Source organism: Phormidesmis priestleyi BC1401 (assembly GCF_001650195.1).
GTDB classification, from domain to species: domain Bacteria; phylum Cyanobacteriota; class Cyanobacteriia; order Leptolyngbyales; family Leptolyngbyaceae; genus Phormidesmis_A; species Phormidesmis_A priestleyi_B.
The window spans coordinates 1-13,658 of the sequence record NZ_LXYR01000017.1 but is presented as its reverse complement, the minus strand read 5'-3'; the positions used below and the strand labels follow the sequence as shown (position 1 = coordinate 13,658).

Genomic DNA, 13,658 nt, shown 5'->3' with positions numbered 1-13,658 from the left:
GTTCCACCCAAACGTCTCTACAGCTATACCGAAACAGACACCTTACTAACTTCTGGGTTGGCTTCCGGCGTGTCTTTCTCAGACGGCGGCACCACTTGCCAAAACTTGGGTAGATAGTCTGACCAGTTTTCTAAAATCACCGTTGCTTTTGGGCTGCTGGTACGATCGCGATGCGCCTCGATCAGCTCTTTTAACTGTTGCTCACCCGCAGGTGTGATCACTCGCTGGACTTTCACAATTTCTGGGTTGACCTTCGACTGAAAGGTGCCATCTTCATCTAAGAAGTATGCCAAACCGCCCGTCATGCCTGCCCCCACATTGCGACCCGATCGACCGAGAACGACGATCGTGCCGCCTGTCATGTATTCGCAGCAGTGATCGCCGACTCCTTCAACCACGGCTTGCGCTTGAGAATTGCGAACGGCAAATCGTTCTCCTGCTTGACCGTTAGCGAACAAGTTGCCGCCCGTTGCCCCATAGAGACAGGTGTTACCAATAATCACATTTTCAGCGGGATCGTAAGTAATCTCCGCAGTCGGCTTGATGGCAATGTCGCCGCCGTGCATCCCTTTACCTACATAGTCGTTCGCCTCACCTTCTAGATTGAGCGTCATCCCCGGAAGGTTAAACGCTCCAAAGCTCTGTCCCGCACTGCCGTTGAAGTTTAGGGTAATGTGACCGCCAAAACCCGTATTGCCATAGCGCTTGGCGATCGCTCCCGACAGTCGAGCACCCACCGTTCGATCGGTGTTCACCACCTTCATTGTTTTGGTTGCGTGAGTCTGATTTTGAATCGCCGCTTGAATGTCAGCATCACTCAGCAGTTCATCATCTAGCACAACGCCGTTGCTGTGAACTGATTCATGCTTTAGCCAGTCACGATTTTGGCGAGTGTCAGGAAGCTGAGTCAAACAATTCAGATTCAGGCTCTTGGTTTTGGTGATGTGTACCGATTCGCGCACCTTCAGCAAATCTGAGCGACCGATAATCTCGTTGAGCGTGTGGTATCCCAAACGAGCTAAGAGCGATCGCACTTCTTCGGCGATAAAGTAGAAGAAGTTAACCACATGCTCAGGCGTGCCCGGAAAGCGTTTCCGTAGTTCTTCTTTTTGGCTTGTTACGCCGACCGGACAATTGTTGGTATGGCAGATTCGCGCCATGATGCAGCCTTCGGCAATCATCGCAATCGAGCCAAATCCATATTCTTCGCCGCCCATCAGTGCCGCCATGATGATGTCCCAGCCCGTCTTGATGCCTCCATCAACCCGCAGCAGAACTCGATCGCGCAGTTGGTTTTCCATCAGCACACGATGCACCTCGGTCAAGCCCAACTCCCACGGGCTACCCGCATGTTTGATCGAACTCAGAGGAGATGCCCCCGTGCCACCATCGTGACCGGAGATTTGAATGATGTCAGCATTGGCTTTGGCGACTCCGGCAGCGATCGTGCCAATACCCACTTCTGCCACCAATTTCACCGAGACTTGCGCCACTGGGTTAATTTGATGCAGATCAAAAATGAGCTGTGACAGATCTTCAATCGAGTAAATGTCGTGATGGGGCGGTGGCGAAATCAGCGTCACTCCGGGCTTCGATCGCCGCAGCATCGCAATATAAGGGCTGACTTTCGGACCCGGTAACTGTCCACCTTCACCCGGCTTGGCACCTTGAGCAATCTTGATTTCAATCTGCTTGGCGCTCATCAAATATTCTGGGGTCACTCCAAATCGACCAGAGGCAACTTGTTTGATCGCAGAACTGACGGTATCGCCATTTCGCAAGCCTTTTAAGTGAGGCAGCAGAGGAGAAAGTCCTTTGTCATCGACATCTTTAAGGACGTTGAATCGGACGGGATCTTCGCCACCTTCACCGGAGTTGGATTTACCACCGATGCGATTCATAGCGATCGCCAAGACTTCATGCGCCTCTCGTGAGAGCGCACCGAGCGACATTCCACCTGTGCAGAATCGTTTGACGATCTCGGTGACCGCTTCAACCTCCTCAAGCGGAATTGAGGGACGATCGCTCTTAAAATCGAGTAAATCTCGCAGTGCAGTTAGAGGGCGACCTTGCAGATGTTTTTGATAAAGCTCGTAGTGGTCAAAACTTTTGGTTGCGACAGCTTTGTGCAGGTGCTTCGCCATTTCGGGGCTATTCATGTGGTACTCGCCACCCGGACGGTATTGCACAAACCCATAGTTTTCCAGTTTTTTGCCCACGAGTTCAGGAAAAGCGCGGCAGTGGAACGATAGAACTTCTTGTGCGAGTTCAGTCACCGTCAAGCCGCCTAACCGAGAAGCCGTTCCATAAAAACCGAGATTGAGCAAGTCAGCCCCGATTCCGATCGCTTCAAAAATCTGCGCGCCTTGATAGCTGGCTAATAGCGAAATCCCCATCTTTGAGAGAATCTTCAACAACCCATCTTCGACTGCTCTACGGAAATTTGCCTGAACCGCAGCCAAGCTTGCCGCTTTGATCTTGCCCCGCTCCATCAGGCTCTTGGTTCTAGAATCGCCCCACCACTGACGAACGGTTTCCAACGCTAGATAAGGACACACCGCACTCGCGCCATAGCCAATCAAGCAGGCGAAATGATGAGTGCTCCACGCTTGGGCAGTATCGACGACGATCGAAGCCTTCATCCGCAATCCCTGACGGATCAGATGATGATGAACAGCTCCCACAGCAAGCAGAGGCGGGATGTAGCTGTGATCGGTGCTGAGATTGCTGAATTTGCCCGTCGCATCGAGACGATCGCTCAAAATCAAAATCTTCTTCCCAGCCCGAACTGCCTCTATGGCCTTTTGACACAGATCAGTGACTGCCCGTCTGAGTCCTTCAGGTCCCGCCGCGATCTCAAATAGCGTCGAGAGATCTGCCGCCTCAAACCCAGAGTTCCGCACCTGGTCTAAGTCTCCCTCGTCTAGAATCGGGGATTCTAGCTTCAGCATTCTTGCATATTCAGGCTTGGCTTCTAGCAGGTTTCCTCGCTCTCCAAGCTGCATAGTAAGCGACATTACCAGCTTTTCCCGCAGGGGGTCGATCGCCGGATTCGTCACCTGAGCAAATCGCTGCTTGAAATAGTCGTAGAGCAGGTGAGGCTTTTCTGACAGCACCGCTAATGGAATATCATCTCCCATACAAAAGGTCGGCTCTTTGCCCTGTGCCGCCATCTCCTGAATGATCATCTCCACGTCTTCAGAAGTGTAGCCAAACGCAGTCTGATAGCCTAACAGTGCTTGAGCGTCCATCACAGGCGCTTCAGCCGCAGGCTGGGTTTGCAGGTCACGACGATTTTGCCGCAGCCACTCGCCATAAGGGTGAGCCGAGGCGACGCGCTGCTTTATCTCCCAGTTTTTCAAGACTTCATGAGTCTCCAGATCAAAGGCAATCATCTGTCCGGGACCGAGACGACCTTTTTCGAGAATCTCAGATTCAGGAACATCCACCACTCCCGCTTCAGATGCCACGATCAGATAGCCATCGCGCGTGATGGTATAGCGAGCGGGACGCAGACCATTGCGATCGAGCGTCGCCCCAACTCGCTTGCCATCACTAAACACCAGCAAAGCCGGACCATCCCAAGGCTCTTGAATGCCACTGTAATACTCGTAAAAATCAACGATTTCTGGGTGGTCTGTCAGATCAGGCTGATTTTTATACGCCTCTGGCACCATAATCATTAGCGCTTCCATCGGGCTGCGTCCAGAGCGCACCAACAGCTCCATGACGTTATCTAAGTTTGCCGAGTCGCTGTTGTCCGAATTCACACTGGGCGTTAGCTCTGAAATGCGATCGCCCCAATTCGCGTGAGTGATGTCTGCTTCTCGCGCTCTCATCCAGTTGACGTTGCCGAGTAGCGTATTGATTTCGCCGTTGTGCCCCAATAATCGCATTGGCTGTGCAAGCGGCCATTTTGGCAAAGTGTTAGTGCTAAAGCGACGGTGATAAACCGCGAACGTGCTCTTATAGGTAGAATTTTTGAGATCTTCATAGAATTCGCCTAGAACCGCCGATCGCACCATGCCTTTATAGACGATCGTGCGATTTGAGAATGAACATACATAAAACTCTGCCAGCGCTCGATCGCTATTCTCAGACAGCGCTCTCAAGATCCGTTTGCGAGCCAGATAGAGCCGCCGCTCTAAATCTTCGCCCTGAAGCTGCTCTGACTGCACCAAAATCTGCTCGATTTGTGGCTGGTTCTCTCGCGCCTGAATTCCTAACAAATTCGGCTTTACGGGAACCACTCGCCACCCCAAAACGGTCAGCCCTTCTTCCGCTAAAACCTGTTCTGAAATCTTTCGCGCTGTAGCGGCAGCAGCAGAATTCTGAGGCAAAAAGACCATGCCCACGCCAGTCTGTGCAGTTTGCAGGGATTGAAGCCCACTAGAATCTGCCCACTCGCCAAGAATCTCCCACGGGATCGCCGTCATCAAGCCTGCTCCGTCTCCAGAGTCTTGGTCAGCGCTACAGCCACCCCGATGCTCTAAGCAGGTCAGTGCAGACAGCGCTTTCACGATCAAATCATGGCTCTCCCTTCCTTGCTGATCGGCAATGAAGCCCACTCCACAAGCATCTCGCTCCTCCACAAGCCAAGGTTGCCCTGGATACCCAGCATCGGTCTCTTGAGGGAGCTGACTGTCTAAACGTACGCTTGCTTTGATCATGGAATCGCTCATTTCATTCATTGCCAACATGAGAATGGGTCTAGGAAAAACGGACTGTAGTGCGATCGGGTCATGTCTGCCCGCTTTTGGCATCGGCTGCCGATCGGTCATCTGTTAGAAACTTTATGAAGAAACTATAAACACAACCGACATAGATCACACAATCGAGTAAAGATTTTTGTTAGTCAAGTCTGCTGGTCGTTTAATTTAGACAAAAGCTTAGCAGAACTCGGCTGTTCTGCTGATGTCGCAGCTTCTGTGTAAATTACCGCTTAAAGCCTGCAATCTGGACAGGGCGATCGCTCTGCTATGTGAAGACTCAACCCTGGCTAAGTGCTGCTCTAAAAAGCGTTGAGTAAGGCATAGTATAAAAAGTTTGCTTCTCTGACAATCTCTATCAACTGCTCATACTGCTGATTTTTATCTCTCCAAGTCTGCGACCAGTACTAGGAACACTTCATAGCATCCAGCGTTGCATAGATCTATCCTACTCAGATTTATTCAAAGTAGGGGCATTTTCAGAGCCGCCTCAATCGTAAAGTCAGTGTTTCTTGATAGACCTCGATCGCCAACGTCAAAAGTTCTAGAACCACCAGTAAAATACGCTGCGAACAAATTTCGCTCTTGCTCAGTCATCGCCTTTAGACACTTGCTTGAAGTCATTAAAAATTTGTGGTCAAATCTCAAACTCTTAGCTCGTCTCGATCGTCAGATTCCCGTTCAAGCTGGCATCGTTTCATAAAAATTCTCACTCCAATCTCAGTCACCTCGATCGTGGGACTGATCAGCGTTCAAGCGATCGCCACTCCTCCTAAAACTGAAGCCCCTCTAACTCCCGTTGCCCAGGCTCCACCTAGTCAGCAGACCAGTCAAATCACTCTCAACGGTCGCGTTTTTACCCTACCTTGGAGCCAGTGGCAGACTGCCGGAATGATTCGCATTGGGGTGAGTGATGCCGCTCTCGTGCAGCTATTTGGAGCGCAATTGCTCAACACCTCAACTGTGACGAACCAACCGATCGACTGGTTTGCCTCCGCAACGCTTCCCCTTTCCACTCGGTTAGCGGCTCCTGTTCGCTATCTTGACATCACAAATCTCGCTCAACAGCTAGGGTGGCAAATTCAGTCTCAAGGCAACACGCTGCAAATTTCTACCCCATCTGCAAAAGTTCTAGGAATTCGACAGGGGCAGCAGTTGAATGGAGAACGGCTGATCATTGACCTCGATCGTCCCGCTCCCTATCAGGTCGATCCTCAAAGCCAAGAACTGATCATTACCCTGGATGCCCGAACTGATCCAGCCTTGGTGCAGAGCTTTAAAGCCAAGCCAGGGAAGCAAATCAAGTCCCTTAGAATCGAGACGATCGCAGATCGAACCATCCTCCGCATCGGCATCCCGATCGCTTTACGTCCTCGAATTTCAACCTTGTCTAACCCCAATCGGATTGTTCTTGATATTCGACCCGATTATTTGGTCGATCGTGACATTCTCTGGGCACCAGGGCTACGCTGGCGACAACGTTACCTAACATCCGGGACGGCTCAATTTCCGGTCGTTTGGTTGGAGGCAAATCCTCGTCAGCCTGGGCTACGGCTGCGACCGATTCTTCCTAACCCAGCCACCGTTCCTAGCATCGCACCTTTGATTCAAACGGCTCGACAGTCTCAGGCAAGCGCTGCTATCAACGGCGGATTCTTCAATCGCAAAAATCAGCTACCTTTAGGGGCGATTCGTCGTAATGGCGAGTGGTTATCTAGTCCAATTCTTAACCGAGGCGTGTTCGCCTGGAACGACCAGGGAGAAGTTAGGGTCGATCGCTTAACGCTGCAAGAAACGATCGTGACATCCACCGGACAGCAACTTCTTCTAACGGCGTTAAATAGTGGCTATGCTCAACCAGGTGTAGCTCGCTATACCTCTGCTTGGGGATCAGCTTATGCCACGCTGTCGCAAAACGAAGTTCTACTCACTGTGCAGAACAATTTGGTGACAGAGCGACGGTTCGGGGCAGCCCCTGGAAGTCTCTTCTCAATTCCTTCTAATGGATATTTGCTGGTTATCCGTTCCAACTCTGCGATCGCTACGTCTCTCTCGATCGGCACATCGCTTCAGCTTGAAAGCACTACATCTCCGTCTGATCTCAATCTCTACCCCAATATCGTCGGCGCGGGACCGCTTTTGATTCAAAACGGTCAAATTGTTCTAGATGCGAAAGCCGAACAATTTAGTGCTGCTTTTATTCAAGAACTAGCGGCTCGTAGCGCGATCGGGCAAACCGCCGATGGCACAATCCTAATGGTGACTGCTCACAATCGCATCGGCGGGAAGGGGGCAACCTTGGCAGAAATGGCGCAAATCATGAGTCGGTTAGGCGCAGTTAACGCTCTAAACCTAGACGGTGGAAGCTCAACAACTCTCTATTTAGGGGGACAAATTCTCGATCGTCCCTCTCGCAGTTCTGCCCGTGTCTACAATGGCATCGGTGTTTTTCTCCAGCCAAATCCATAGCAACGCAAACTTAAGTCTGCCTCACGCTTCAGATTGCTCCGATGAAGAGTTAGTGAAATTCTTCTGAGTTACCCCATTCTGAGTGGTGTCGTTGAAAACTCTTTGTTAGTCTTGATCGGTTGTTCCAAGTTGCAGATTTTAGATAATCGTGCGAAGTGGGAACTTCTAAATCCCGCGATCGTGCAGTCTGACCATTACTTAACTCAGTGTGATAAAGAAGAGGAAACGGTGGCTCAACAAGAAATGATGCAAACTCCAACATTGACCCTATCGACATCTCCGCTCAAAGGAGCCGCAGCGACCGAACTTCGCCCTTGGGGTTCATTCACTACTCTTGAAGAAGGGCAGGGGTATAAAATCAAGCGCATTGAGGTGAGACCAGGGCACCGTCTCAGCCTACAAATGCACCACCATCGCAGTGAGCATTGGATCGTGGTTTCAGGAACGGCTAAAGTCACCTGTGGCGAGGAAGACCTCGTACTCAGCAGCAATCAATCAACTTACGTTCCTCAATGTACGGCTCATCGCTTAGAAAACCCTGGTGTGATTCCTCTCATACTCATCGAAGTCCAAAACGGTGAGTATCTGGGTGAAGATGACATCATCCGCTTCCAAGATGACTACTCTCGTGCGGGTTCTAGCAATTAACTTAGCGAATTCATAAATTTAACGTCGTTGTTAAGTGAGGCAGTCGCTTTTCGGGCTGTCTCACAATTCTTAATAGTGTTTGATCGAGGCGTTGCACGATACAATCGGCATCAATTGTGCTAAACGCTCGACCGTATGATTCATCTAAGTCACTCGGCGGTTGAAGAAATTCTTCGCCTCAAATTAAGACAACAAAACTCACAGGTCTTTTTCCGTTTGGGCATTCAACCTGTGGGCTGCTCTGGGCTATCTTACCTGACAAAATTTGACGAACGATTACAGCCAGACGACCAAATTTGTGACTGCAACGGCGTTCAAGTTGCGATCGATGCAAATAGTCTGTCTCATCTTCAAGGTTTGACGCTAGACTATTCAGAGGATCTAATGGGAGGAAGCTTTCGCTTTCATAATCCCAACGCTGTCAAAAGCTGCGACTGCGGGAATTCGTTCTCGATCTCAGGGGCATAGATGGGGTTATTTCCTAGGGATTCAAACACCTCTGTTCTTTGTCTACTTGCAATTATAAAAATTGTTTGACAGAGGCACTGCCAGATTGGTATACTCGATAACTGTTGAAAGTTGGAACAGTCAAAAGACTGCACACGCTATAAAATGCCCACAATCCAGCAACTCATTCGTGACGAGCGCAGTAAAGCGCAAAAGAAGACCAAATCCCCGGCTCTCAAGAGTTGCCCGCAGCGTCGTGGTGTCTGCACGAGAGTCTACACGACGACTCCTAAAAAGCCCAACTCTGCCTTGCGCAAAGTTGCGCGGGTTCGGCTAACATCTGGTTTTGAAGTTACGGCTTACATTCCTGGTATTGGTCACAACCTTCAAGAGCACTCTGTTGTGATGATTCGTGGCGGTCGGGTGAAAGACCTCCCCGGTGTTCGTTACCACATTATTCGCGGAACTCTTGACACCGCTGGTGTGAAAGACCGCAAGCAGGGACGCTCTAAGTACGGTGCAAAGCGTCCTAAGAAAGCTTCATAAGACTTTATGAATGGTTAAGCTTTTGCTTGAGATTTACAGTCTCCTGTCTAATTTCCGGCTTCATCTAGCTCTAATCGGTTGGTAGTCATTGTCCAGAGAATAGCTTTGCAGAGAGTTCTTTCTACACTTTCTCGGAGTTGTTCGCGCGCTCTGACTTTTACCCATGTTCTGTTACCCTGAAAAGGTTACAACCAAAGTAAATCCCTAATTTCTCTCTAGAAGGCTCACTATGTCTCGTCGCGTTGTCGTCAAAAAGCGTCTGGTTCCGCCCGACCCCGTTCATAACTCTCGACTCGTCAGCATGATGATGCGAAGAATCATGAGAAGTGGCAAAAAATCCTTGGCTTCTCGCATTATTTATGATGCCTTTGAAACTATCAAAGAACGGACAGGGACCGAACCCCTTGAAGTTTTTGAGCGAGCCGTTCGGAATGCAACGCCTTTAGTGGAAGTCAAAGCGCGTCGGGTTGGTGGTGCTACCTATCAAGTGCCGATGGAAGTGCGTCCCGATCGTGGAATTGCTCTTGCTCTACGTTGGCTGATTCAATTTTCACGTCAGCGTCCTGGTCGAACCATGTCTGCTAGACTCGCTAATGAGCTAATGGATGCAGCTAACGAAACCGGAAGCGCGATTCGCAAGCGTGAGGAAACCCACCGGATGGCAGAAGCCAACAAAGCCTTCGCACACTACCGCTATTAAAAAGCATAAAATCTTAATAGGAGCGATTGCGCTTCTCAACCCATCTATGCGACAGAGACTAAGGAGGTAGCTGTGGTTCGTACAACCCCGCTCGAACGAGTACGCAACGTCGGAATTGCAGCCCATATTGACGCGGGCAAAACCACGACAACTGAGCGGATTCTGTTTTATTCGGGTGTCGTTCACAAAATCGGTGAGGTTCACGAAGGAACTGCAACGACTGACTGGATGGAGCAGGAGCGTGAGCGTGGCATCACTATCACGGCTGCCGCCATCAGTACCAGTTGGAAGGATCACAAAATCAACATTATCGACACGCCTGGGCACGTAGACTTCACGATCGAAGTCGAACGTTCCATGCGGGTGTTGGACGGTGTGATCGCGGTATTCTGCTCAGTGGGGGGAGTTCAGCCTCAGTCTGAAACCGTCTGGAAGCAGGCAAATCGCTATAATGTCCCTCGAATTGTCTTTGTCAATAAGATGGATCGGACGGGAGCGAACTTCTATAAGGTCTATGAGCAGGTTCGCGACCGGCTCCGCGCAAACGCAGTTCCGATTCAGATCCCAATCGGCTCTGAGGACAAGCTCAGAGGAATTGTAGATCTTGTGAAGATGCGCGCCTACATTTACAACAACGATGCAGGAACTGACATTGAGGAGACTGACATCCCCGACGATGTGAAAGATTTGGCAAACGAGTATCGCACCAAGCTAATCGAATCGGTGGCAGAAACCAGCGATGCACTCATGGAGAAGTATTTCGCGGGTGAAGAACTCACTGAGGAAGAAGTCAGAAAGGCAATTCGCAGAGGCACGATCGAAGGGGTCAATGGAGAGTTCTTTGTGCCAATGCTCTGCGGGTCTGCCTTTAAAAACAAAGGCGTTCAGCTAATGTTGGATGCAGTAATTGATTATCTTCCCTCTCCGCTTGACGTTCCCCCTGTGCAAGGGCTGCTTGCTGATGGCACCACGGTTGAGCGAAGAGCAGATGATAGCTTGCCGATGTCTGCGTTAGCATTCAAAGTGATGTCAGACAAGTTTGTCGGTCGTTTAACCTTCGTTCGCGTCTACTCTGGTGTGCTTAAGAAAGGGAGCTATGTCCTAAACTCTTCTAAAGGTAAGAAAGAGCGGGTTTCTCGCTTAATCATCCTGAAAGCGGACGATCGGATCGACGTGGATGAACTACGAGCGGGTGACTTGGGCGCGGTTCCTGGTTTGTCTGATACATTGACTGGAGACACTCTCTGTGACGAGAATGCACCTGTGATTCTGGAGACGTTGTTTATTCCAGAACCCGTGATTTCTGTTGCAGTTGAGCCTAAGACTAAGCAGGATATGGAAAAACTCTCTAAAGCGCTGAAAGCTCTATCGGAGGAAGATCCAACCTTTCGAGTCAACATCGACCAAGAGACGAATCAGACTATCATTGCCGGGATGGGTGAGCTTCACCTGGAAATCCTGGTCGATCGCATGATGCGTGAATTCAAGGTTGAGGCAAATGTGGGTGCGCCCCAAGTTGCTTACCGTGAGACCATCCGTAAAGCTGTCAAGGCTGAAGGAAGGTTCGTCCGTCAAAGTGGTGGTAAAGGTCAGTACGGTCATGTTGTGATCACAGTAGAACCCGGTGAGCCAGGGACTGGATTTGAATTTGTCTCCAAGATTGTGGGCGGTACTGTTCCGAAGGAATACGTCGGTCCTGCTGAACAAGGGATGAAGGAAGCCTGCGAGTCTGGCATTTTAGCTGGCTACCCACTGATTGATGTGAGAGCAACCCTGATCGATGGGTCTTACCACGAGGTTGACTCCAACGAGATGGCATTTAAAATCGCAGGCTCAATGGCGATAAAAGATGGGGTCATGAAAGCTTCGCCCGTCCTTCTAGAGCCAGTCATGAAGGTTGAAGTTGAAGTACCCGAAGATTTTCTCGGTCCCGTGATGGGAAACTTGATCTCTCGCAGAGGTCATATTGAATCCCAAGGCGCTGAACGAGGAATTGCGAAGGTTTCAACCAAAGTCCCATTGGCTGAGATGTTCGGTTATGCCACCGATATTCGATCTATGACTCAGGGACGAGGTACGTTTACAATGGAGTTTAGCCATTATGAAGAAGTGCCTCGTAACGTGGCTGAAACCATCATTGCTAAGAACAAAGGGAACGCATAATCAGAAAGAGGAACAATAACACATGGCACGCGCAAAGTTTGAACGGACGAAGCCCCACGTTAACATCGGCACTGTTGGTCACGTTGACCATGGTAAAACTACATTGACGGCTGCAATCACGATGACTCTATCGGCATTGGGTCAAGCAACCGGGAAGAAGTATGACGAGATCGACGCTGCTCCTGAAGAGAAGGCGAGAGGGATTACGATCAATACCGCTCACGTTGAATATGAGACAGCCGAACGTCACTACGCTCACGTAGACTGTCCGGGTCACGCTGACTATGTGAAAAATATGATCACGGGTGCCGCTCAGATGGACGGTGGTATTCTCGTCGTGTCTGCTGCTGACGGTCCGATGCCCCAAACTCGCGAGCACATCTTGTTAGCGAAACAGGTGGGCGTTCCTCATCTGGTGGTCTTCTTAAATAAGAAAGACATGGTAGATGATGAAGAACTTCTAGAACTCGTTGAGCTAGAGGTGCGTGAGCTTCTCAGTTCCTACGATTTTCCGGGTGATGACGTTCCGATCGTGGCAGGTTCTGCCCTGCAAGCGTTGGAATTCATGACTGCAAACCCCAAGGCGAAACGAGGTGAAAATGAGTGGGTCGATGCGATCTACCAGCTCATGGATCATGTTGACGCTTACATCCCCACTCCTGAGCGGGAAGTAGACAAGCCTTTTCTAATGGCAGTGGAAGATGTCTTCTCGATCACGGGTCGCGGTACGGTCGCGACTGGGCGAATTGAACGCGGCACGGTCAAGGTGCAGGATGAAGTCGAGCTTGTGGGTATCAGAAACACCCAAAAGACGACCGTAACCGGGATTGAGATGTTCAAAAAGAGTCTTGATCAAGGGCTAGCGGGAGACAACGCTGGTATCCTGCTTCGCGGTCTCAAGAAAGAAGACATCGAGCGCGGCATGGTCATTGCTAAACCGGGTTCGATTACGCCTCACACTCAGTTTGAGTCTGAAGTGTACATTCTCAAGAAAGAAGAAGGCGGTCGTCACACGCCTTTCTTCCCTGGCTACCGCCCTCAGTTCTACGTGCGGACAACCGACGTGACGGGCACCATCAGCAACTTCACTTCTGACGATGGTAGTGAGGCTGAGATGGTTATGCCGGGCGATCGCATCAAAATGACTGTTGAGCTGATCAACCCGATCGCCATTGAGCAGGGAATGCGTTTCGCAATCCGTGAAGGTGGTCGAACGGTAGGTGCAGGAGTCGTCGCCAAGATCCTCAAATAGTTCCAACGAACTGTAGTAAGCTATCGGCGGTCAGCAATCTAGCGAAGCTGCTGATAGCTCCTGTTTATTGACTTAAGCGTTTAATTTAGAACCTAGACAACTTAAAGAGTTACCCATGGCAACGATTCAGCAGCAAAAAATTCGGATTCGTCTGAAAGCATTTGACCGCCGTCTTCTAGACACCTCTTGCGAGAAGATTGTAGAAACCGCCAATCGCACGAACGCTACAGCAGTTGGTCCAATTCCTCTCCCAACTCGTCGTCGCATCTATTGTTTGTTGCGCTCACCTCACGTAGACAAAGACTCTCGTGAGCACTTTGAGACCCGCACTCATCACCGCATCATCGACATCTATCAGCCTTCGTCTAAAACGATTGATGCTTTGATGAAGCTCGACTTACCAGCAGGCGTTGATATTGAAGTGAAGCTGTAAGCGCCCTTCACGCTACAAATCCGCGTGGATTCAATGCAGGGATCATTTAGTTGTTTCCCTGCATTTTGCGTTGATGAACTTTATTTGAACCATCTCCGGTTGTGTCGCAAAAATAGTAAGGTAGGGAAGCTTAATTTTTTCTAGCCTTGCTCTAAATGACGACTGACTCTCTGTTCAAATGGCGGCACTTCTTGCCCGAAATCATCGTGTTGAATGTGCGGTGGTATTGCCGCTATCCTCTGAGCTACCGGGATTTGGAAGAAATGATGGCAGAGCGAGGAATTGAGGTGG

At 50.1% G+C, this 13,658-nt stretch carries 9 protein-coding genes and 1 pseudogene; 9 read left to right on the top strand and 1 reads right to left on the bottom strand.

Features of this window, described 5'->3' with window-relative positions; translation table 11 throughout:
• Positions 1–23 precede the first annotated feature (23 nt).
• Positions 24–4,781: a glutamate synthase-related protein gene (locus tag A8707_RS11230; RefSeq protein ID WP_331711706.1), complete on the bottom strand. Its 4,758-nt coding sequence runs from the start codon at positions 4,779–4,781 to the stop codon at positions 24–26.
• A 561-nt stretch (positions 4,782–5,342) separates the two neighbouring features.
• Between A8707_RS11230 and A8707_RS11225 the strand changes: the two genes are divergently transcribed.
• The 9 genes and pseudogenes from A8707_RS11225 to A8707_RS11185 all read left to right on the top strand — a co-directional run.
• Complete coding sequence (locus A8707_RS11225; RefSeq protein WP_074382498.1) at positions 5,343–7,178, top strand: phosphodiester glycosidase family protein; 1,836 nt, start codon at positions 5,343–5,345, stop codon at positions 7,176–7,178.
• Between the two features lie 102 nt (positions 7,179–7,280).
• Entirely contained in the window at positions 7,281–7,826 is a 546-nt protein-coding gene (locus A8707_RS11220; RefSeq protein WP_462686389.1) for a cupin domain-containing protein, read from the top strand.
• Between the two features lie 135 nt (positions 7,827–7,961).
• A complete protein-coding gene (locus A8707_RS11215; RefSeq protein WP_068816991.1) occupies positions 7,962–8,294 on the top strand; it encodes a HesB/IscA family protein in 333 nt (110 codons plus the stop codon).
• 144 nt (positions 8,295–8,438) lie between these two features.
• The gene (gene rpsL / locus A8707_RS11210; protein ID WP_068816989.1) at positions 8,439–8,819 is read left to right on the top strand and encodes a 30S ribosomal protein S12; all 381 of its coding nucleotides are present in this window, start codon (positions 8,439–8,441) and stop codon (positions 8,817–8,819) included.
• A 229-nt stretch (positions 8,820–9,048) separates the two neighbouring features.
• A complete protein-coding gene (rpsG, locus tag A8707_RS11205) occupies positions 9,049–9,519 on the top strand; it encodes a 30S ribosomal protein S7 (protein WP_068816987.1) in 471 nt (156 codons plus the stop codon).
• 72 nt (positions 9,520–9,591) lie between these two features.
• Complete coding sequence (gene fusA / locus A8707_RS11200; protein ID WP_068816985.1) at positions 9,592–11,682, top strand: elongation factor G; 2,091 nt, start codon at positions 9,592–9,594, stop codon at positions 11,680–11,682.
• Between the two features lie 22 nt (positions 11,683–11,704).
• Positions 11,705–12,934 carry an elongation factor Tu gene (gene tuf, locus A8707_RS11195; protein ID WP_068816983.1) on the top strand — a complete coding sequence of 410 codons (1,230 nt, stop codon included), beginning with the start codon at positions 11,705–11,707 and terminating at the stop codon, positions 12,932–12,934.
• Positions 12,935–13,049: 115 nt separating this feature from the next.
• Positions 13,050–13,367: a 30S ribosomal protein S10 gene (gene rpsJ / locus A8707_RS11190; RefSeq protein WP_068816982.1), complete on the top strand. Its 318-nt coding sequence runs from the start codon at positions 13,050–13,052 to the stop codon at positions 13,365–13,367.
• A 155-nt stretch (positions 13,368–13,522) separates the two neighbouring features.
• Positions 13,523–13,658, top strand: a pseudogene (locus A8707_RS11185) (IS6 family transposase); the annotation flags it as partial.